Raw genomic sequence first — 20,541 nt, 5'->3', positions numbered from 1 at the left:
GCTTACAAGATCAGCCCATCGGGTGGTTCCGGCCTAATCAGGTTTAACCGTGAAACGTCTGCTTCCAGGCGTCCCGGCTGGTCAGCTCGGGCAGCGCCTTGCGGTAGGCGCGCTTGAGCCGCGGCCATTCCTGGACCAGGCGGCGGTGGTTGGCCGCCGCGCGGGCCATCAGCTGACGGAACACCTTCGGGTCCCGCCGCCGGAAGGCGACGCCGCTGCCGTCGGCGTTGGACACGGTGGCGCTGTCCAGCGCGCCGAGCAGGAACCAGCGCGCGCCCTGGGCGGGCACGTTGATCTGCGGGCGGTCCAGCGCTTCCTGGCTGGGCTCCTGCAGGTGGTGGGCCAGCGAGAGCGCCGCGCGAGCCGCGATCACGACCGGGTTCACCGGCGGCTTGAGCAGCCGCTCGGCCTTGACCGGGTCGAAGGTCGGGGCGGGGAACTCACCGGCCGAGGGCAGGATCTGCGCGTCGGTGTAGCCCTTGCGCAGCTCCCGCACCTCACCCAGCGCGGTGGGCAGGTTCGCGAACAGCTTGTCCGGCCCGGCCAGGAAGTCCTCGATGGCCTTCTGGTGCAGCATCACCGTGGAGTACTCCATGGAGAACAGGTGCCGCAGCGAGGACTTGAGGCCCTGCTTGAGCAGTGTTCCGCGCACGTCGTACGGGGAGTGCAGCGCGGCCATGATCAGCCGGTTGCGCACGTGGAAGTACGCCGTCCAGTCGGTGGCGTCGTCCTTGTCCGTCCACGGCATGTGCCAGATCGCCGAGCCGGGCAGGCTGACCGTCGGGTAGCCGTGCTCCAGCGCGCGCAGCGAGTACTCGGCGTCGTCCCACTTGATGAACAGCGGGAGCGGCAGGCCGATCTCCTCCACGATCTGCCTCGGGAAGGAGCACATCCACCAGCCGTTGTAGGTGCCGTGGATGCGGGCGTGCAGTTCCTTGGTGTCGCGCAGCGAGTCGGTGCCGAAGTCGTGATCGGTCATCGCGCCGGGCGCGGCCCGCCAGAAGCACTCCTTGAGGTCGACGACCTCGCCCATGCTGTGCAGCCGGGTACGGGCCTGCAGGTTCATCATGTGCGAGCCGACGACCACCGGGTTGATCAGCGCGCGGGTGAACGCGTTGGCGCGCAGCACACTGTCCGGTTCAAGGCGCACGTCGTCGTCGAGCAGCATGACCTGCTCGCAGTTGGTGTTCTCCAGGAACTCGTAGAACACCCGCGCGAAGCCGCCGGAGCCGCCCAGGTTGGCCTGCTCGATGACCTCGAGCTTGTCGCCGAGCACCTTGGCGGCCTTGTCGTAGCCCGGGGTGTCCTTGACCTTCTGGTTCGGGCCCTGGTCGACCACGACGATCTTGCCGACCACGTCCAGCACGGCCGGGTCCTCACCCAGGGCCTGCAGGGCGATCACCGCGTCCGCCGGGCGGATGGTGGTGATGCCGACCGCGGTGCGCTGGGTGGGCAGCTCCTGCTCGGTGGTCCAGGCCGCGTCCCGGATCTCCAGCGCGGTGTCGTCGGTGAAGACGTCGAACCAGATCCAGCCGCCGTCCTCGAACGGCTGCAGGGAGACCCGGAACTCCAGCGTGGTCGCGGCCTTGGTGCTGCGCACCGGCCTGCCCTGCAGGTGCACGATGTCGCCGTTGGCCTTGGAGCGGTAGACGTCGATCCGCCCGGCGCCCTTGACCGTCATGCGCAGCACGGTCTCGTTGACCGTGGTCCACCGCTTCCAGTAGGAGGCGGGCAGCGCGTTGAAGTAGGTGGAGAAGGACACCTTCGCCGAGGCCGGCACGGTCACCGACCGGCGCGAGGTGACGAGGCAGCGGTTGGCGGCCGTTTCCGGCTCGTCCAGGTAGAGCGGCCGAACGTCCAGCGGGTCGTCCTCCCGGGGGAGGATGATCCGCCACAGGATCTGACTGGCAGGCACCTCGTCGTTCTTCGGCGCCACACGCTGCGAGGTCACATCGCTGAGCTTGCTGTCCTGGGCGTGTTCTGCGACGGCTGGGGTGCCGCCAACCTGCTGCTCCGTCACGTTCTCAGTCCTCCAGGGAGCCGTCGAAAGCGCGACCCTCGGTGAAGTAAGGGGCGATCTTGTTGTCGAACGCCGACAACGCCGACCCGATGGCCATGTGCATGTCGAGGTACTTGTAGGTGCCGAGGCGACCGCCGAAGATCACCTTGCGCTCCTTCGCCTCGGCCTTCGCCAGCTCGCGGTAGCGCTCGAGCTTCTGGCGGTCCTCGGCGGTGTTGATCGGGTAGTACGGCTCGTCTTCCTTCTCCGCGGCGCGGGAGTACTCGCGGACGATGACCGTCTTGTCCGTCGGGTAGTCGCGCTCCGGGTGGAAGTGCCGGAACTCGTGGATGCGGGTGTAGGGAACGTCCGCGTCGTTGTAGTTCATCACCGGCGTGCCCTGGAAGTCACCGATCGGCAGCACCTCCGGCACCAGGTCGACGGTCCGCCAGCCCAGCCAGCCCTCGGAGTAGTCGAAGTACCGGTCCAGCGCCCCGGTGTAGACGATCGGGGTGCCCTCGGGGATCTCGTGCTTGATGTCGAAGAAGTCCGTGCTCAGCCGAACCTCGATGTTCGGGTGCGCGGCCATCTTCTCCAGCCACGCGGTGTAGCCCTCGACCGGCAGACCCTCGTAGGTGTCGTTGAAGTACCGGTTGTTGAAGTTGTAGCGGACCGGCAGGCGGCTGATGATCGCGGCGGACAGCTCGGTGGGGTCGGTCTGCCACTGCTTCGCGGTGTAGTCCCGCACGAACGCCTCGTAGAGGGGGCGCCCGATCAGCGAGATCGCCTTCTCCTCCAGGTTCTTGGCGTCCTTGGAGTCGATCTCGGAGGCCTGCTCGGCGACCCACGCCTTCGCTTCCTCAGGCGTCAGGTACTTGCCGACGAACTGGGAGATCAGGCCCAGCCCCATGGGGAACTGGAAGGCCTGCCCGTCGTGCATGGCGAAGACGCGGTGCTGGTAGTCGGTGAACTCAGTGAACTGGTTCACGTACTCCCAGACGCGCTTGTTGGAGGTGTGGAAGAGGTGCGCACCGTACTTGTGCACCTCAATACCCGTTTCGGGCTCGGCCTCCGAGTAGGCGTTGCCGCCGATGTGGTCGCGTCGATCGATCACCAGCACGCGCTTGTTCAGCTTGCTGGCGGTCTGTTCAGCGACAGTAAGGCCATAGAATCCGGAACCGACGACAATCAGGTCGTAACCCGCGAAGCTCACGGCAAGCCAGGGTACCGACGTCATCTGAAACCTCCGAATCGGCCGTCGCCCGCGGTACGCCGGCGACTACGGAACTGCACGACACACAGGGCCAATGCGGCCAGCAGACCGGCCAGCGCCGAACCAATCCCGATCTTGAAACCGGGTGGGTCCCAGTGCAGGCGCAGCTCACCGGAGCGCACTCCCGCCGGCAGCTCCACCACCACCGTGCCTGCCGGGCCATTACGCACCGCAACCGGTTGATCGTTCACGGTCGCGCTGTACCCCGGCCAGTTCAGCCGGGCGAACGTCAGCTCCGCTTTGCTTTCCAGCGGCCCTGATCTGCTGAAACGCACCAGCTCAGTGCGTTGCCCAGCGATCTTGTCGGCCTCGATCCGGACCCCGGCGCCGACCTGGCTCAACCGGCCTTCGGACCACTCCAGCGGCTGGACCCGCCGGAGCACTGTGACCGCATCGTTACTTTCCTCCACCCGCCAACCGGGGTAGACGACGGGTGGATATGCCGGTTCGGGCAGGCCGGCCAGTGGGTCGGGTTCGATCTTCGCGCCCGGGATCGGGGGTGCCTTGACCTCCGGCGTGGTGAACAAGCTGCGCTGGACCACGATGGTCTCGACCCGCAGCAGGTCTGCGAGTGACCTGCCCGACTCGGTGGGCTGGAACAGCGCCGGGTAGGCCCTGCGGCAGGTGCCGCCGTAGAAGGTCAGGCACAGCGCCTTGTGCAGCGGTTTGAAGCCCATGCCGGTGTAGGCGGTCAGCGTGGGCACCCCGGCGGCGGCGTACATGTTGCCGAAGAGCAGGTCCCGGTTCTCCCCGTTCGGGCCTGGCAGGCCGCGGTCGGCGATCTGCACGGTGGTGCCCCGGTAGCGCTTGGCGAACTGCTCGTGCAACGCCTCGGTGGACCGCGGGAACTTGTACCCGGCCACATCGGCGTTGTACGGCTGCCAGGTGGTCTGCAGCAGCAGCACGATCGCGGTGCCGCCGCAGAGCACGGCCGCGCTCAGCCGCCCGGTCCACCGCCCGCCGCGCCGGGCGGCCAGCACGACCAGCGCGGTCAGCCCGCCGAGCAGGGCCAGCGAGAACAGGTGCCGCAACGAGATCTTGGGCCAGGCGGCGAAGGCCAGGTAGCCGCTGAGCAGCAGGATGCCGCCGGTGGCCAGGATCCGCAGCCGCAGCCGGTCGGTGCGCAGGCCGGCGCTGAGCAGCACCGCGGTGAGCACGGCCAGGGCCAGGAACAGCGATTCCACGTGCCGCAGCGGCCAGCGGAACATCCACAGGTTGGACGGGCCGAGGCTGAGCAGCAGGTAGCCGCCCGCCACCACGAAGGCCGCGGTCAGCTCCCGCCAGCGGCGCCTGAGCACGCCGAAGTCCAGCCAGGCCAGCAGCGGCAGCACGAACCAGGCGAAGTAGGTGGCCGGCACGGTCATCCGGAACGCGTTGGGGTTGAAGGTCCGGATGCTGGGCAGGTGGCTGGGCATGCTCAGGTTGAGCAGGTCGGTTACGGCTGGCACCAGCTGGCCGAGGTTGAACAGCTCCTTGCCGGTGCGCAGGCCGACCGTGGAGGCGCCGAGCAGCGGCAGGAACACCAGTGGCACCACCGCGGCCACGCAGCCGCCGACCAGCAGCACCCGGTACACCGCGCGCCGGTCCTTGCGCAGCCAGAACTCCAGCAGCAGGCCGAGCAGCACCGCGCACACGCCGAGCACGCCGTAGGGATTGCCGTTGGTCACGCACAGCGCGCCGAAGACGAACGGCCACACCGCGTAGAGCTGCCCGCGCGCGGTGCGCCGGGCCGACCACCAGACGTAGGGCACCCAGGCGAAGGCCATCAGCCCGGCCACCCAGGTGCTGGCCTGGAAGTAGAGGGTGAAGCCGCCGAAGGGCAGCGCGACCGCGAGCGCGGCACTGGCCCAGCGGGCCGCGCCGTACTCCCGGCAGAGCAGGTAGACGCCGAGCGCGAGCAGCATCAGGAACTCGGTCTTGACCACGGTGGCGGCCAGCGCGAGGTCGTCCAGCCCGGCCACCAGGAGGTAGTTGGCCAGGTTGACCGGGTTCCACACGCCGAAGAGCGCCTCGGCGGCCAGGTTGCCGCCCATCCAGGCGTCGTTGTCCAGCAGCGGCGGCCAGTTCCCGGCCAGCAGCTGCTCGCCCAGCCGGTGCCACATGGGCAGGAACTGGGCCGCGCTGTCGTCGGTGAAGTAGAAGGTCGGGTTGTGCAGCAACGGAACCTGGGCCAGCAGCGCGACGAACACGCACAGGCCAACGGGAACGCTCGCGCGGTTGAGCCAGATTTTCACCGAGCCGCTGCCTTTTCCTTACCCACCAGCACAAGCTGGGACACGACGAAGGTGACCGGGATCGCCAGCACCGCGACCAGCAGCGGCGCGATGGTGGAGTTCAGCCCGCCCAGGTCGACCAGCAGGTAGAGCCCGAGCGAGGTAATGGCGAAGTTGGCCGCGTTGGACAGCGGGAAGAGCAGGAACTTCTTCAGCGTCGGCTTGGTGCGGAAGGTGAAGTGGCAGTTGAGGAAGTACGAGCCGATCATGGCCAGACAGAAGGCCAGCACGTGCGCGGCCAGGTACGGCAGCGCCTGGTGCAGGGCCAGGTAGAGCCCGTAGTAGACCCCGGTGTTGACCGCGCCGACCAGCGCGAAACGCAGGATGCGGCCAGGGATCACCGGCCGACCGCCCAGGGCGCGGTGGCACGCTGGTGCAGCTCCTCGGAATGCTCGACGGCCTTGGGGCCCAGCACGGTGAGCGCGGGCGGCTGCGGCTCGCTGGCCTCCTTGACCAGGAAGTGCGGGCGGCGTTTGGTCTCGTAGTAGATCCGGCCCAGGTACTCCCCGATCACGCCGAGGAAGAGCAGCTGGATGCCGCCGAGCCCGGCGATGCCGACCATCAGCGTGGCGTACCCGGGCGCGTCCACCCCGGTGAAGATCACGTCCAGGGCCACGTACCCGGCGTAGAGGAAGGCCAGCGCGGTGACCATGACGCCGAGGTAGATGGCGATCCGCAGCGGCCGGTTGTTGAACGAGACCACGCCGTCGATGCCGTAGTTGAGCAGCGCGCCGAAGCTCCACTTGGAACTGCCGTGCTGCCGCTGCACATTGTCGTAATCGACGATCGCGGTGTCGAAGCCGATCCAGGAGAACAGGCCCTTGGAGAAGCGGTTGTACTCGCCGAGGGAGAGCAGCGCGCGCACCGCGCGGTGGCTGAGCACCCGGAAGTCGCCGACCCCGTCCTTGAGGTCCACCTCGACCATCTTGTTGATCATCCGGTAGTACAGCCGGGAGACCAGCGTGCGGGCCCGGCCGTCGCCGTCCCTGGTGCGCCGGGCCACCACCTGGTCGTGGCCCTCGTCCAGCTTGGCCAGCATCGCGCCGAGCAGCTGCGGCGGGTGCTGGAGATCGGCGTCCATGATCGCCACCGCGTGTCCGGAGGCTTCGCTGAGCCCGGCCAGCATGGCGGCTTCCTTGCCGAAGTTGCGGCTCAGCGCGATGTAGCGGAACCGAGGGCTGAGCGCGCTGATCCGGCGCATCTCGGCCAGGGTGCCGTCGCTGCTGCCGTCGTCGACGAGCAACACCTCGAAGTCATCGGCCACCGCCGGTAACACCTCAAGGAGGGTGGCGTGCAGTTGGGCAAGCCCCTGCTCCTCGTTGAAGCAGGGCACCACGACGGACAGGCGCCGACTTCTGGTCTGTGTCACGCTCGGGGGACGCTTCAGGCTGGCTTCAGGTTGCACCGATATGGGGAACTCGACCAAGAAATGGCTACGTTCGGTGTCATGCGCCGCGATTCGTTCCCCCATTGGGGAAGCCTGCTGCTCGCCGGAGTGCTGAGCGTAGCCCTGATCGCCTGCAGCAATCCCGACCCGAAGCCCGCTGCGCGACCGGAATCGGACACAGCGCGGTTCATGCAGGTCATCGCGCACGCCGATGACGATCTCATCTTCATGAACCCGGACCTGACGGCCGGGATCCGGGCAAAGAAGCCAACCGTCGCGGTGTACCTGACCGCGGGCGAAACGGACAAGCCCGATGCGAACGGCTACGCAGCGCAACGGCAGGCTGGCACTCGGTCCGCGTACGCGCGGATGGCCGGGGTGCCGGACCGGTGGCGCGCGGAACTTCTGCACAGTGATCCTGATCACGGCGTCGAGCTGTACACATTGGACGGCAGGCCCGAGGTCCAGCTGGTGTTCGTGAACCTGCCAGAGGACAACGATCCGCGGGCCAACGGTGGCAAGCACGCGCTGACCCGGCTCTGGCAGGACACCGCGGAGGCGCTGAAGCTGCACACGCTCACGCCCGCCGGCGGTCAGTTGCCGCGCAGCTACGAGTACACCCGCGGCGAGGTGATCGACCTGCTGGTGGAGCTGTTCCGCCGGTTCCGGCCGACCGTGGTGCGCACCCAGGACCCCAGCCCGGACCCGAGGTACCAGCGGAACTGGGCCCGGTTCAACGACCACCCCGACCACGTGATGGCGGCCCGGCTGACCGGCGAGGCGGTGCGCGCCTACCAGCGCTCCGGCCGCACCGCGGTGGAGCTGAACTACCGCAACTACAACGTGGCCGAGGCCCCGGTGAACCTGGCGCCCGGTCAGCAGCGGGACAAGGTGGAGACCTTCGGCGCCTATGTGCCGCACGATCCCGAGGTGAGCCTGGGCGAGCCCTACGACGGCTGGCTGCGCCGCCAGTACCAGCGCTGGCCGACCGGCACGAGCTGGGCCGGGACCGACGCGGACGGCTCGCTGTATGCCTTCGCGGTGCGCTCCGGCGAGCTGACCTACTGGCGCCGCAGCGGTGCCACCTGGTCCGGACCGACCGCGGTCGGCGGGGCGGTGCTCAACCCCGGGGTCAGCGTGGCCGCGGATGCCCAGGGCAGGCTGCACGTCTTCGCCCGCAGCCGCGATTCCGAGGACGTGGTGACCACCAGCCCCGGCTCCTGGACCTGGACCAAACTGGGCAGCCCGAACGAGCGGGTCCTGCCCGGCCAGCGCGGCGCGGTGGGCACCCCGGTGGCGGCCAAGGACCCGGGTGGCGCGCTGGTGGTCTTCGTCAAGAACGGCGGCGGCGGGGTGAGCGCGCTGAGCCAGTCCACTTCGGACGGCTGGCCGACGGTGTGGCTGGACCTCGGCGGCACGGACGTGCAGGACGGCCTGTCGGTCGGCCCCGGTCTGACCATCGCGGCCAGCACTCGCACCGAGGTGCTGCGCTGGAAACAGCAGGGTGCGGGCTTCACCGCCGAACCGCCGGTCCGCGCCCCCCGCCCGGCCGGGCCACCGGTGACCGGCGGCGGTCTGCTGGCCTACCCGGTCGAAGGCTCCGGCGCGCTGGCCATCGCCGCGGGGGCGGATCCCGTTGTGCGGCAAGGCACCGAGGGCCTGACCGACCTGGGCCTGGCGGTGTCCGGCGACCTCGTCACGCTCTACGGCAGGCGGCCCGACGGCTCGCTCACCGTGGGCGTCGGCCGGGGGGCCAACCTGACCTGGTCGGAACTACGTGGCCCGGTGCTCACCCAGCCCGCCGCGGTGGCCGGGCCGGACGGCGTGACGCTGACCGCGATCGGCGAGGACGGCAGGCTGCTGGTCAGCACCGCCGCGCTGGGCGGCTCGTTCCCGGCCTGGACCGCGGTCGGCTGACCGCGGTCCGCGGCACTCAGCGGTCCAGCGCGCCGGGCTTGATCCGGTACAGCCGGTCGGACGGGCTGTCGTCCACCAGTTCCAGCGACTTCACCAGGTCCAGGTTGCGCAGGCCGTTGGCCCGGCGGTTGGTCTCCCGGATCATGCCGAAGCTGACGTAGACGTACTCGATCTTGAGGTCCTTGGCCGCCGTGCGCACGTCCGCGTTGGTGTCGAGCTGGTTGAACTTCTCCAGCAACAACTTCCGCGGCTTGTCCAGCGCCTGGTAGCTCTCCGGCGCGACCACATGCCCGAACACCGGGGTCAGCCCGGCCAGCGCGCGCATCCAGGCAGAGCCGTCGAACGGGTCGTTCATCACCACGTGGCCCGGTCCGACGATCGGCTTGATCCGCTGCAGCGCCTGCCACTCGCCGGGGGTCACGGTGACGCCGATGTGCCAGCCCCAGCCCATCCGGTTGGCGTTGCGGGTGACGTAAAAGCCGCGGCTGGCCACGCCGACCACGCTGAGCATCACCAGCAGCAGCACCATCGGCCGGGCCAGCACCCGCAGCCGGGCCAGCTTGTCCCTGGTGCGCAGCTGGTGCAGCAGCCAGTCCCGGCTGACCAGCACACCGCTCGCGGTGATCACGATCATGCCGATGGTGGCGATCGCGGCCAGCCGGTACCGGTCGTCCCACCAGGGCCGGGTCAGGATCGACACGATCGGGTGGTCGTAGGAGTAGGCCAGCATGGTCAGCACGCCGAAGAACCCGCAGCCCAGCAGGAACCAGGTGTACCGGCGCAGCCGCTTGATGGTCAGCAGGCCGATCAGCGCGAACGGGGTCAGGAACCACTGCGGGAACGGCGAACCGTGGTTGAGCGTGATCAGCTCGGCCACCGCGGCCGGTGGCGAGCCGACCGAACCCCAGTTCACCGGCTCGTCGGCGCCTGCGGTGGACAGCGCGCCGAGCAGGTGCGGCAGGCCGATCAGCACGGCCAGCGCGCCAACGCCGAGCAGCGCGGTCACCCCGGGCAGGATCTCCGCGCGGTGCCGGTACCAGTGCTGGCCGATCTGGAAGACGGCGAAGCCGAGCGCGATGAAGGCCGCGCTGGGGTGCAGTGAGACCAGGCCGACCGCGGCGATCGCGGTGAGCAGCACCAGGCAGATCCGCCGGGTGGCCAGCACCTGGCCGAGCAGCACCAGGAACGCGGGCACCAGCACCAGGCCGGTGGTGTAGGGCAGCAGCGGGCCGCGCCAGAGCACGTCCCAGGGCACCGAGGAGAAGGAGGCGCTCAGCACCGCGGTCACGCCGGCCAGCAGCGCGGGCGCGCGCATGGTGCGCAGCACCGCGACCAGGCCGGTGGTCAGGAACAGCGGCACCAGGATGAGCTGGGCGTTGAGCACCTGCGGGATCGGCATCCCGGTGATGTCGTAGGCCACCGCGGCGATCAGGTGGTACCCGTTGGGGTAGAAGAAGCTGTCCAGGTTGTAGTTGTTGATCGCCTTGAGCGCGGCCGGGGTGCCGTCGCCGGTGTCGGCGATGAACCGGACCACCGCGCCGTGGAAGATCGCGTCCCAGTCCTGGTGGATGGCATCCAGCGAACGCAGCCCGAGCAGCACCACGAACGCGCCGACCAGGGTGGCGAAGGCGACCGCGCCGATAACCCCCCACTGCGCGCGCCTGGTCCAGGCCGGCAGCGGCTCCTGCTGGGTCTTGGCCGGGCGGCGGCCGCGCAGCCAGGCGGTGACCAGGTAGATCAGCAGCATCAGCACGAACAGCGCGAGCGCCGAGCCGAGCAGCGTCACCGGCCCCCAGGACAGTCCGAACTGCTTGGCCACCGGGCCGACCGCGCCGCCGATGCCGTAGGTGAGCACCGGAGCCACCGCGACCAGCCGCCACCCCCGCAGGCCGGCCGCGGCCGCGATGGCCAGGCCGGGCAGGAACAGCAACAGCGCGTAGCTAAGCACCAGCGCGGCATCCGCGCCTGTCAGTGAGAACACCTTTGTCCTTGCTCTCCGGTCGTCCCCCCGGCCACAAGTCGTGCCAAGCCTACGGATCCGCCTGTTCGGCCCGCGCACCAGGCCCGTTTGGAGCCGTACGGTGTCCGCTATGGCACATATCGCGGTGGTCGGCGGTGGCATCCTCGGACTCGCCGTGGCACATGAGCTGGCCACGCGCGGTAAGCGGATCACCTTGCTGGAGAAGGAGAACGACTACGCGCGGCACCAGACCGGGCACAACAGCGGGGTGGTGCACGCCGGGCTCTACTACGCGCCGGGCAGCTTCAAGGCGCGGATGTGCGTGGCGGGCAACGCCTCGATGACCGCCTTCGCCAAGGAGCACGGGGTGGCGATGCAGGTGTGCGGCAAGCTGGTGCTGGCCACCGAGCAGGACGAGTTGCCCCGGTTGCACACGCTGCGCGAGCGGGCGGCGGCCAACGGGGTGCCCGCGCGGCTGCTGAGCCAGGCCGAGGCCAGGGAGTTCGAGCCGGAGGCGCGCTGCGTAGCCGGGTTGCGGGTGGAGTCCACCGGGATCATCGACTACCGGGGCGTGTGCGCGGCGCTGGTGCGGCTGCTCGGCGAGTACGGCGCGGACCTGCGCACCGGGGCCGAGGTGCGCGCGGTGCACCCGCGGCCGGACGGGGTGGTGCTGGTGACGCGCGGCGGCGAGGTGCGGGCGGACGCGGTGGTCAACTGCGCCGGGCTGCACAGCGACCGGATCGCCCGGCTGGCCGGACTGCGCCCGTCGGCCCGGATCGTGCCCTTCCGCGGCGAGTACCACGAGCTGCGCCCGGAGGCCCGGAAGCTGGTCCGCGGGCTGATCTACCCGGTGCCGGACCCGCGGTTCCCGTTCCTGGGCGTGCACCTGACCCGGATGCTCGACGGCGGCGTGCACGCGGGCCCGAACGCGGTGCTCGCACTGCGCCGCGAGGGCTACCGGTGGCGGGACATCTCAGCCAGGGACCTGGCAGGCACGCTGGGCTTCCCCGGGTTCTGGCGGCTGGCCCGCAAGCACACCCGCACCGGCGCGCAGGAGCTGCTGCGGTCCTTCTCCACCGCCCGGTTCGCGGCCAGTCTGGCCCGGCTGGTGCCCGCGGTGACAGCGGCCGACCTGGTGCGGGCCGAGGCCGGGGTGCGCGCGCAGGCACTGCGCCCGGACGGCGCGCTGGTCGACGACTTCCTGATCGAACGCGCACCGCGCCAGGTGCACGTGCTGAACGCGCCATCCCCGGCGGCGACCAGCGCACTGGAGATCGGCCGCCACGTCGCGGACGAGGTGGCGGCCGTGCTCCCGTGAGTCAGGCGGTGACGACCTTGGCCTCCGCGGACGCGGCGGGCGTCTCCACGGCGGCCTGGGCCTGCGCGGCCTCGGTCTCGGCGACCGTCGGCTCGGTGTCGGCAGGCTCGTGCACCGGCTGCGGCGCCACGGCCGCGGTGAACACGTTCAGCCCGCGCTCCCGGTTGACCAGCTCGGCCTCGCGGATCGCGATGGCACGGGCCAGGTCGGTGAAGCGCTGGTCGATCCCGCGGAAACGCAGGTAGGTGTTGAACGCCAGGAAGATGAACGCGACCGCCAGCAGGTACAGCAGCAGGTCGGCGCCACGACCGACGCCCACCAGCTTGGACACCACGGTGAGGTCGTCCGGGCGGGCCACCGCGTACACGCAGAAGGCGATGAAGCCGAAGAACGCGATCCGCTTGCCTGCCTGCATCCGCACGCTGTGCCTGCGCCGGGTGAAGAAGAACAGCAGGATGACCACGGACAATAGGAGGACGAGCTGGATGATGAGCATTGCCTAGTTCCCCCGCTGCTTGACCGAGAGGTCGAACAGGATGTTGACCCCGTTGACCAGGGACTGTCCCTTGGACATGGAGTACTCGGTGTAGAGGATCGTCACCGGCACCTCCTTGACCCGGACATTGGCCACGGAGAGGAACGAGACGATCTCCGAGGCGTGCGCCATGCCGTTCATCGAGATGCGCAGGCGTTCGACCACCGGACGGCTGAAGACCCGCAGGCCGTTGTGCGCGTCGGTGAGCTGCAGCTTGCGCGCCTTGGGACTCAGCGCGACGACGGTGCGCAGCACCACGCGCTTGATCCACGGAACGGTGACCGCCTTGTTGAGGAACCGGGAACCGAGCGCGACATCGCAGCTCCCCGACTTCACCTCGGCGATCATGGCCAGCGCGTCCTCCACCCGGTGCTGGCCGTCGGCGTCGAAGGTGATGAAGTACTTCGCCCCCGGCCTGCCGAGCGCGTAGGACAGCCCCGTTTGCAGTGCGGCGCCCTGCCCCAGGTTCACCGGGTGGCGGACGAGGTGCGCGCCCGTGCGGGCGATCTCCTCGGCAGACCGGTCGGCGCTCCCGTCGTCCACACAGACGATGTTGGGAAAGGTCTTCCTGGTGTTCTCGACTACCTCGGCGATGACCTTGTCTTCGTTGTAGACGGGTACGACCACCCAGACGTCGTCGTGGTCAGACATGCCGGAAGGCTCCAAATCAGCGGACAACACGACCGGGCTATGGTAGGCCAACCAGCTTGACACCGGTGCACAAGGGGCGTTCATGCGAGTTCTGGTCACGGGCGGAGCCGGGTTCATCGGCTCCCATCTGAGCGATCGGCTGCTTGCCGAGGGTCACCAGGTGACCGTGCTCGACGACCTGTCCAACGGCCGGCTGGCCAACCTGGACGGGGCCGTGACCAGCGATCGGTTCCGTTTCGTTGAACTCGACGTGACCGGCCCGGAGCTGGCCGCCGCGGTCGCCGAGGCGCAGCCCGAGGTGATCTTCCACCTGGCCGCGCAGGTCGATGTGCGGGCCAGCGTGGCCGACCCGCTGCACGACGCCAAGGTCAACGTGCTGGGCACCATCGCGGTGCTGGAGGCCGCCCGCGCGGCAGGCACCCGCAAGGTGCTCTTCGCCTCCTCGGTGGCCATCTACGGCCCGACCACGGACCTGCCGGTGGCCGAGACCGCGCCGGCCAACCCGCTCTCGCCGTATGCCAGCAGCAAGCTCACCGGCGAGACCTACCTGCGCCAGTACCGGCAGCTGCACGGGGTCGACTTCACCGCGCTGGCCTTCGGCAACGTCTACGGCCCGCGCCAGGACCCGCACGGCGAGGCGGGCGTGGTGGCGATCTTCGCCGGCGCGCTGACCAGCGGCGGGCCCACCAAGGTCTTCGGCGAGGGCGGCAACACCCGGGACTACATCTACGTCGGCGACATCGTGGACGCGCTGGTCAAGGCCAGTGCCAAAGCCGGCGGCGGGCAGCGGTTCAACCTGGGCACCGGGGTGGAGACCTCCGACCTGGAACTGCACCGGATCGTGGCCAAGGCCGCCGGGGTGGACCAGGAGCCGGAATTGGCCCCCGCGCGCCCCGGCGACCTGGCCGCGATGGTGCTGGACTCCTCGGCCGCGCACACCGAACTGGGCTGGCGCCCCGCGACCGACCTGGCCGAGGGCGTGGCCAACGTGGTGGCCTGGGCCCGGCAGCGGGCTTCGGTCAGCTGACCCGCGCCGGCGCGCGGTGACCGATCGCGCGCCACAGCCCGGCCGCGGTCACCAGCACCACCAGCAGCGGCCCGACCAGCTGCGCCACCACCGCGGCCGGGATCGGCTCCATCGGCAGCAACACCAGCAGGCCGACCAGCACCGCGGTGCCGATCACCCAGCCCACCGAGACCACCCGGTGCCGCCCGAAGGCCACCAGCGCGGGCTGCAGCACCTGGGCGATCATCAGCAACACGGTGGAGAGCCCCAGCAGGCCCATATCCAGGGCGTCCGGCTGCACCTTCGCGCCGAAGAAGGTCACCACCAGCCACGGCCCAATCAGGGCGGACAGCAGTGCGCCGGGCAGCCCGACCCCGGCCACCGCGAGCAGGATGAGCCCGACCCGGCGGCGCACCTCGGCCAGGTCGCCGCGCACCGCGGCCGCGGTCAGCGCGGGCAGCATCATCGCCTGCACCGGCCCGAACAGCAGCAGCGGGATCCGGGTGAGCACAAACGCGAAACCGAAGGCCACGGCCACCGCAGGCGCGTCCGGCATCCGACCGGTGACCACCAGCGGGGCCAGGTTCGCCACCAGCTGGGCGAGCAGGGTGGCCAGGCCGAGCAGGGCCAGCCCGTGCGCGATGGTCCGGGTGCTGTGCCCGGCCAGCACCGCGGCCGCGTTGACCGGGTCAGCGGGCTCGCCGATGACCTTGGTCGCGGCCAGCACCCGGCGCAGCCAGGGCAGCGCGACCAGCAACGCGAACCCGCCGCCCAGGGCGAAGACCAGCCCGTAGCCGTCGGCCGCGGCGTAACCCAGCCAGGCCAGCAACACACAGGGCAGCAACCGGCTCAGGCCCTCGGTGGCCAGGCTGGCGGCGTAACCGGTGAGCTGGTGTCCGGCGGCCAGCAGCCCCCGGGCAAAGAAGATCGCGGCCGAGGCCAGCGCGCCCACCACGATCCACACCAGCAGCGAGGGATGCCCGCCCAGGTTGTTCTCCACCAGGATCGGTGAGAGGGCCAGCACCACCAGCACGGTCACCCCGGCCAGTCCAGCGCCGAGCAGCGCGGCCCGCCGGATCCCCGGCCGCGGATCCACCCCGGCCGCGGTCCCGCTGCTGAGTACCCGGTTGGTCTCCTGCTCCAGCGCCACGAACAGGCCAGGGCCGAGGATGTTGATGATCATGTACAGCCCGAGCACCCCGGCCTGGTCGCTGGGCGACAGCGTCCGGCCGACCACGGCGAGGAAACCGAACCCGGACGCGCCGAGCACCGCGAGCCCGAGTCCCATGAGCACCGCAGAGCGCGCGGAGGAGTTGGCCATGCGCCAACCCTAGGGTCAGCGCAGCGCGTGCCCGAGCAGGGTCCGCACTGCCGCGCCCTGACCGGAAACCACCGCGCCGGGGAGCTGGGTCAGGGCGTTCAACCGGGAGAACAACCGGCGGCGGGCGGCCTTGGCGGCCTGGTGCCAGCCGCGCTCGCGCAGTTCGGCCTCGATCTGGGTGAAGTAGTCCCGCTCCTGCTCGAACCGCTGCCCGGTCTTGGCCGCGGAGCTGGAGTGCCCGGCCCGGTGCCGCCGGTACAGGAACGCGGGCTCCTCGCCGACCACCAGCGAACCGCCCTGCAACAGCACGTCCACCACCAGCCCGAGGTCGTGCACCGCGTCGGTGCCTTCCCGGAACGGCAGGTGCGCGGTGAGGTCGCGGCGGTAGGTGATGGCCGGGGTGTAGAGCCAGTTGCCGCGCAGCAGGCTGACCGCGGCCGCCTCGCCGAGCAGCTCGGTCTCCTTCTTGCCCGGCCCGGCCAGCGCCTTGACCCGGTCCGGCAGCGGCAGGAACGGCTGATCGGTCTCGTCGATCACCCGCACCCCCGGCTGCACCAGCGCGGCGTCCGGGTAGCGCGCCAGCAGCTCGGCGAGCTGGCTGCCGTAGTTGGGCAGCAGCAGGTCGTCCGCGCCCATCACCACGAAGTGCTCGCGCTCGGCCAGCTGCACGCAGCGGAAGTGGTTGCCCGCGGTGCCCAGGTTGGACTCGTTGCGGTGGTAGACGATGCGGTCGTCGCCGAGATCGGCGATCCGCTTCTCCACCGCAGGCCCGTCGGGGTAGCAGTCCTCGACGATGACCAGCCGCCAGTCGGTGTCCACCAGCGCGCGAACGCTGTGCACCGCCCTCATCAGGTAGTCCGGATCGCCGTAGTACGGGATGAGAACGTCCAGCTCCATCACGGAGCCGATGCTAGTGGTTGCCGCGCGTGGCTCAGAACCAGCGTTCCAGCACGGCGGCCACCCCGTCCTCGGCGTTGCTCGCGGTCACCTCGTCGGCCAGCTCGATCAGCTCCGGATGCGCGTTGGCCATGGCCACCCCGTGCCCGGCCCACTCGATCATCTCCAGGTCGTTGGCCATGTCCCCGAAGGCGATCACATCGGCCTGCTCCACCCCGAGCCGCTCGGCCACCCAGGCCAGTCCGGTGGCCTTGGTGATGCCCGGCGAGGCCAGCTCGATCAGCCCCGCCGAGGTGGAGAAGGTGATACCGACCGCTCCGGCCAGCACCGCCTCGGCCGCCGCCGCCATCGCCGCGCTGTTCATGCCCTCGTGCCGGACCAGCAGCTTGATCGCCGGGTGACCGAGGATCTCGGCCCGGCTGGCCTCCACCGACTGCGATTCCGGCCAGGCGTGGGTGTACCCGTGCTCGCTGAGGAAGGCGCCATAGGGCTGGTCGGGCAGGAAGGTCGGCTCGTCCCCGTTGGGCGGCCGCTCCACCGCGAGGGCACAGCCCGGGATCGCCTTGGTCAGCGCCGAGGCCACATCCCCGAGCAGCACCGGCTCCAGCAACCAGCTGCGCACCACCCGGCGCTGCCCCACGTCGTAGACCAGCGCGCCGTTGGCGGTGACCGCGTACCCGTCCAACTCCAGCTCATCGCTGACCAGGTGCACCCAGCGCGGCGGCCTGCCGGTGGAGAGCACGAACGGGATGCCCGCCGCCCGCACCGCGGCCACCGCGCGCCGGGTGCGCTCGCTGAGGCGATCCAGCGGGTCGATCAGGGTTCCGTCCACGTCCGAGGCAACCAGCAAAGGTTTACGCACGCCGTTCATCCTGCCCGACTAGGGTCCGCTGACATGCGTTTCGGCATTGTGATCCTGCCCGAGCACCGCTGGTCGGTGGCGGCCGAGAAGTGGAAGACGGCCGAGTCGCTCGGCTTCGACCACCTGTGGACCTACGACCACCTGGCCTGGCGCTCGCTCGCGGACGGGCCGTGGTTCGGCACCGTGCCGACGCTGACCGCCGTGGCCACCGTGACCAGCACCGCCCGCCTGGGCACCTTCGTGGCCTCGCCCAATTTCCGGCACCCGGTCAGCTTCGCCCGCGAACTGCTCTCCCTGGACGACATCTCCGGCGGCCGGTTCACCCTGGGCATCGGCTCCGGCGGGATCGGGCACGACGCGACCGTGCTCGGCGGGCAGGTGCTGCCGCCGGCGGCCCGGTTCCGGCGGTTGAAGGAGTTCGTCGAGCTGACCGAACTGCTGTTCATCGAGGACCACGTCACCTACCGGGGCGAGTTCTTCACCGCGGTGGACGCCCGGACCCCGCCGGGCTATCCCAGGACGGCCGGGCTGCCGATGGTGGTCGCGGCCAACGGGCCCAAGGCGATGGGGCTGGCGATCAAGCACGGGTCGGGCTGGGCCACGGTCGGCACCGGCGGGGAGACCGCGGACGAGTGGTGGCGGAACCTGCGGGCGGTGACCGAGAGGTTCGACGAGATCATGGACGCCAGCGACCGCCTCCCGGGCTCGATCCAGCGCTACCTCCAACTCGACGCCTGCCCGGTGTTCTCCCTCTCCAGCGTCGGCGCCTTCGACGACGCGGTCGGGCGGGCCGCCGAACTGGGCTTCACCGATGTGGTCACGCACTGGCCGCGGCCGGATGACTGGTACGCGGGCAAGGAGGCGACCTTGTTCGAGGCGGCCGCGAAACACCTCACGCCGCGGGCCTGACCTGACAACTGGCCCGGACCTGGGGTGGTCCGGGCCAGTTGAGTCAGTGCCTAGTGGTGGTCGGGGGTGGAGTCCGCGGACACGCCCTTGAGCATGAACCAGGCGCACACCGCGGCCACGCCGATCACCACGGCCGAGGCGACGCTGGCCCAGTGCATGCCGTCCACGAAGGCGTGCTTGGCCACGTCCACCAGTTGCTGTCCCACCTCGCCGAGATCCTTGGCGACGTCGGTGGCGCCGCCAAGGGAGTCCTTGGCGATGGCCGCCTTGTCCGCGGGCACGCCCAGCGGCGGGATCACGTTGGCCCGGTAGACCGCGGTCATGATCGAGCCGATCAGCGCGATACCGAGAGCCGTGCCCAGTTCGTAGGCGGTCTCGGCGACCGCGGCGGCGGCCCCGGCCTTCTCCTTGGGCACCGCGGAGAGCACCACGTTGGCCGAGATGGTGAACGAGGCGCCGCAACCAAAACCGACCAGCAGCAGGATGATGCCGAACGGCAGGTACGGGGTGTCGCCCTGGATGAACACGATCGCGGCCAGCGAGACCGCGGTCAGGCCAAGACCGCTGGCGCACACCGCCCGCGCCGAGTGCCGGGCGGCGAAGGCGCCCGCCAGCAGACCGGAGATCACCGAGCCGACAGTCACCGGCAGTTCCCGGATGCCCGCGTCGAAGGGCTGGTAGCCCTGCACCAGCTGGAGGAACTGGGCGCCGAAGAACACCACGCCGGAGAGCGCGAGCACCGCGAGCAGGTCGGCGAAGACCGCGCCGCTGAACTTGCCGGTGCGGAACAGTCGCACGTCCACCAGCGGCACCGGCAGCTTGAGCTGACGGCGGGCGAACCAGCCCAGCACCAGCACGCCGACGCCGATGCCGAGCGCGGCGGGCAGGCCGAAGCCGACCGCGGCGATCTCCTTGATGCCGTAGACCAGCGCGATCATGCCGACCAGCGAGGCGACCGCACTGGGCAGGTCCCAGGCGCCGGGCTTGGGGTCCTTGGACTCCGGCAGCACCTTCCAGCCGACGATCAGCAGGACCACCATCACCGGCACGTTGATCAGGAAGACCGAGCCCCAGTGGAAGTTCTGCAGCAGCACGCCGCCGACCACCGGGCCGACCGCGGCGCCCGCCGCGGTCATCGCACCCCAGATACCGATCGCCATGACCCGCTCTTTGGGGTCGGTGAACAGGTTCCGGATGATCGACAGGGTGGAGGGCATGATCGTCGCGCCGGCCAGGCCGAGCAGCGCGCGGGCCGCGATCAGCAGCGCGGAACTGGTGGCGAAGGCGGCCAGCACGGAGATCAGGCCGAAGCACACCGCGCCGATGAGCAGCAGTTTCTTCCGGCCGATCCGGTCGCCGAGGGTGCCCATGGTGACCAGCAGGCCGGCCAGCACGAAGGAGTAGATGTCACCGATCCACAGCAGCTCCTGGCTGGTGGGCTTGAGTTCCTCGGTGATCATGGGTAGGGCCAGATGCAGCACGGTGCCGTCCACCGCGATCAGCAGCACCGCCAGGACCAGCGCGGACAGCGCGATCCAACGCGCTCGCGGGGAGACCGGGGAGACCTCGGCGCTGGTATTCGTCGTCTCGCTCGTCTCGCTCACTGAGCCCCTCCCCGGAGCATGCCGCTGATGAGCAGTTCGGCCACCGCGCGCGGCGCGTCCCTGGGGGCCAACTTTCCGTCCAGCACCGCGAACCCGGCACCGGTGAGCAGTGCGACCAGCGCCTCGACCATCCACTCCGCGGTGAGGTCGACCCGGAACTGGCCGGATTCCTGACCACGCCGGATCAGCGCCGTTAGTCGGTTGTCCAGCAGGTCGTAGCCCGCGTCCAGCTCGGGTTTGGTGATGAGCTGGTGCTCGCCGGTGAGAAAGGCGTAGAGGTCCGCGATGGGCATCAGCTCCCGCACCACCCGGCGCACCGCGTCGGCCGCGTCACCGTCCTCCGGCTTGGCCGCCTCCAGCGCGGCCTCGCCCTCGGACAGCGCCAGCTTGGCCAGTTCGACGACCAGCGCGTCCCGGCTGGGCACCAGCCGGTGCAGCGTCGCCCTGCTGATCCCCGCCGATTGCGCGACCTCGGCCATCGCCGAGTTGGGCCGCCGCACCAGCAGCGCGGCAGCCGCGCGCAGCACTTGTTCTCGGTCTGCCACCATGAGACGACGCTACCACCGGTGAGACACGACTGTCTCATTCCGAGGCTGAACCGAAACTGTTGGTCCTCGGGTTGTTGCCCC

17 protein-coding genes are annotated in these 20,541 nt (G+C 70.1%); 4 read left to right on the top strand and 13 right to left on the bottom strand.

Features of this window, described 5'->3' with window-relative positions:
* Positions 1-43: 43 nt before the first annotated feature.
* The 5 genes from MZC64_RS06635 to MZC64_RS06615 are packed head-to-tail and all read right to left on the bottom strand — an operon-like array spanning position 44 to position 6,914.
* A complete protein-coding gene (locus MZC64_RS06635; protein ID WP_308300969.1) occupies positions 44-2,020 on the bottom strand; it encodes a glycosyltransferase in 1,977 nt (658 codons plus the stop codon).
* 4 nt (positions 2,021-2,024) lie between these two features.
* Positions 2,025-3,212: a UDP-galactopyranose mutase gene (glf, locus tag MZC64_RS06630; RefSeq protein ID WP_247761010.1), complete on the bottom strand. Its 1,188-nt coding sequence runs from the start codon at positions 3,210-3,212 to the stop codon at positions 2,025-2,027.
* A 20-nt stretch (positions 3,213-3,232) separates the two neighbouring features.
* Positions 3,233-5,506, bottom strand: coding sequence for a hypothetical protein (locus tag MZC64_RS06625; RefSeq protein ID WP_247761009.1), 2,274 nt, complete (start codon positions 5,504-5,506; stop codon positions 3,233-3,235).
* Positions 5,503-5,886 carry a GtrA family protein gene (locus tag MZC64_RS06620; RefSeq protein ID WP_247761008.1) on the bottom strand — a complete coding sequence of 128 codons (384 nt, stop codon included), beginning with the start codon at positions 5,884-5,886 and terminating at the stop codon, positions 5,503-5,505. Before MZC64_RS06620 ends, MZC64_RS06625 begins: the two co-directional genes overlap by 4 nt.
* A complete protein-coding gene (locus tag MZC64_RS06615; RefSeq protein ID WP_247761007.1) occupies positions 5,883-6,914 on the bottom strand; it encodes a glycosyltransferase family 2 protein in 1,032 nt (343 codons plus the stop codon). Before MZC64_RS06615 ends, MZC64_RS06620 begins: the two co-directional genes overlap by 4 nt.
* 78 nt (positions 6,915-6,992) lie before the next feature.
* Between MZC64_RS06615 and MZC64_RS06610 the strand changes: the two genes are divergently transcribed.
* Positions 6,993-8,849 carry a PIG-L family deacetylase gene (locus MZC64_RS06610; protein WP_247761006.1) on the top strand — a complete coding sequence of 619 codons (1,857 nt, stop codon included), beginning with the start codon at positions 6,993-6,995 and terminating at the stop codon, positions 8,847-8,849.
* Between the two features lie 16 nt (positions 8,850-8,865).
* Here the strand turns inward: MZC64_RS06610 and MZC64_RS06605 are convergent, their stop codons facing one another.
* Positions 8,866-10,830 carry a DUF6541 family protein gene (locus MZC64_RS06605; RefSeq protein ID WP_247761005.1) on the bottom strand — a complete coding sequence of 655 codons (1,965 nt, stop codon included), beginning with the start codon at positions 10,828-10,830 and terminating at the stop codon, positions 8,866-8,868.
* 109 nt (positions 10,831-10,939) lie between these two features.
* Between MZC64_RS06605 and lhgO the strand changes: the two genes are divergently transcribed.
* Entirely contained in the window at positions 10,940-12,127 is a 1,188-nt protein-coding gene (gene lhgO, locus MZC64_RS06600; RefSeq protein ID WP_247761004.1) for an L-2-hydroxyglutarate oxidase, read from the top strand.
* 1 nt (position 12,128) lies between these two features.
* Here the strand turns inward: lhgO and MZC64_RS06595 are convergent, their stop codons facing one another.
* Positions 12,129-12,623: a DUF2304 domain-containing protein gene (locus MZC64_RS06595; RefSeq protein ID WP_247761003.1), complete on the bottom strand. Its 495-nt coding sequence runs from the start codon at positions 12,621-12,623 to the stop codon at positions 12,129-12,131.
* A gap of 3 nt (positions 12,624-12,626) precedes the next feature.
* The gene (locus MZC64_RS06590) at positions 12,627-13,313 is read right to left on the bottom strand and encodes a glycosyltransferase family 2 protein (RefSeq protein WP_185001135.1); all 687 of its coding nucleotides are present in this window, start codon (positions 13,311-13,313) and stop codon (positions 12,627-12,629) included.
* 82 nt (positions 13,314-13,395) lie between these two features.
* Between MZC64_RS06590 and MZC64_RS06585 the strand changes: the two genes are divergently transcribed.
* Positions 13,396-14,340 carry an NAD-dependent epimerase/dehydratase family protein gene (locus MZC64_RS06585; protein WP_247761002.1) on the top strand — a complete coding sequence of 315 codons (945 nt, stop codon included), beginning with the start codon at positions 13,396-13,398 and terminating at the stop codon, positions 14,338-14,340.
* Here MZC64_RS06585 and MZC64_RS06580 read toward each other — a convergent pair.
* The 3 genes from MZC64_RS06580 to MZC64_RS06570 are packed head-to-tail and all read right to left on the bottom strand — an operon-like array spanning position 14,333 to position 17,408.
* Positions 14,333-15,640, bottom strand: coding sequence for a lipopolysaccharide biosynthesis protein (locus MZC64_RS06580; RefSeq protein WP_247761001.1), 1,308 nt, complete (start codon positions 15,638-15,640; stop codon positions 14,333-14,335). The two genes, MZC64_RS06585 and MZC64_RS06580, sit on opposite strands and share 8 nt — an antisense overlap.
* Positions 15,641-15,655: 15 nt before the next feature.
* Complete coding sequence (locus MZC64_RS06575) at positions 15,656-16,537, bottom strand: glycosyltransferase family 2 protein (protein WP_247761632.1); 882 nt, start codon at positions 16,535-16,537, stop codon at positions 15,656-15,658.
* 34 nt (positions 16,538-16,571) lie between these two features.
* Complete coding sequence (locus tag MZC64_RS06570) at positions 16,572-17,408, bottom strand: Cof-type HAD-IIB family hydrolase (RefSeq protein WP_282104972.1); 837 nt, start codon at positions 17,406-17,408, stop codon at positions 16,572-16,574.
* Between the two features lie 24 nt (positions 17,409-17,432).
* Here MZC64_RS06570 and MZC64_RS06565 point away from each other — a divergent pair, with 24 nt between their 5' ends.
* A complete protein-coding gene (locus MZC64_RS06565) occupies positions 17,433-18,308 on the top strand; it encodes an LLM class flavin-dependent oxidoreductase (protein ID WP_247760999.1) in 876 nt (291 codons plus the stop codon).
* Between the two features lie 50 nt (positions 18,309-18,358).
* On the opposite strand, the gene MZC64_RS06560 is transcribed toward MZC64_RS06565, so the two are convergent.
* Together MZC64_RS06560 and MZC64_RS06555 are read right to left on the bottom strand one after the other, a co-directional pair.
* On the bottom strand, positions 18,359-19,912 hold the full coding sequence (locus tag MZC64_RS06560; protein WP_247760998.1) for an MFS transporter: 1,554 nt from the start codon (positions 19,910-19,912) through the stop codon (positions 18,359-18,361).
* Positions 19,909-20,460 (bottom strand): TetR/AcrR family transcriptional regulator, encoded by a 552-nt coding sequence (locus tag MZC64_RS06555; protein WP_247760997.1) that lies wholly within the window; start codon positions 20,458-20,460, stop codon positions 19,909-19,911. The genes MZC64_RS06560 and MZC64_RS06555 overlap by 4 nt, the downstream gene beginning before the upstream one ends.
* Positions 20,461-20,541 lie beyond the last annotated feature (81 nt).

The organism is Crossiella sp. S99.2 (genome assembly GCF_023094165.1).
Classification (GTDB): Bacteria; Actinomycetota; Actinomycetes; order Mycobacteriales; family Pseudonocardiaceae; genus Crossiella.
Note: the sequence above shows the minus strand (reverse complement) of the source record. Positions and strands in the feature narration are given on the sequence as shown.

What these genes read in the sequence shown, in the direction of transcription:
- MZC64_RS06610 (WP_247761006.1), top strand. Translation starts at nt 6,993, where the DNA reads ATGCGCCGCGATTCGTTCCCCCATTGGGGAAGCCTGCTGCTCGCCGGA.
- lhgO (WP_247761004.1), top strand. Translation starts at nt 10,940, where the DNA reads ATGGCACATATCGCGGTGGTCGGCGGTGGCATCCTCGGACTCGCCGTG.
- MZC64_RS06595 (WP_247761003.1), bottom strand. Translation starts at nt 12,623, where the DNA reads ATGCTCATCATCCAGCTCGTCCTCCTATTGTCCGTGGTCATCCTGCTG.
- MZC64_RS06590 (WP_185001135.1), bottom strand. Translation starts at nt 13,313, where the DNA reads ATGTCTGACCACGACGACGTCTGGGTGGTCGTACCCGTCTACAACGAA.
- MZC64_RS06585 (WP_247761002.1), top strand. Translation starts at nt 13,396, where the DNA reads ATGCGAGTTCTGGTCACGGGCGGAGCCGGGTTCATCGGCTCCCATCTG.
- MZC64_RS06580 (WP_247761001.1), bottom strand. Translation starts at nt 15,640, where the DNA reads ATGGCCAACTCCTCCGCGCGCTCTGCGGTGCTCATGGGACTCGGGCTC.
- MZC64_RS06575 (WP_247761632.1), bottom strand. Translation starts at nt 16,537, where the DNA reads ATGGAGCTGGACGTTCTCATCCCGTACTACGGCGATCCGGACTACCTG.
- MZC64_RS06570 (WP_282104972.1), bottom strand. Translation starts at nt 17,408, where the DNA reads ATGAACGGCGTGCGTAAACCTTTGCTGGTTGCCTCGGACGTGGACGGA.
- MZC64_RS06565 (WP_247760999.1), top strand. Translation starts at nt 17,433, where the DNA reads ATGCGTTTCGGCATTGTGATCCTGCCCGAGCACCGCTGGTCGGTGGCG.
- MZC64_RS06555 (WP_247760997.1), bottom strand. Translation starts at nt 20,460, where the DNA reads ATGGTGGCAGACCGAGAACAAGTGCTGCGCGCGGCTGCCGCGCTGCTG.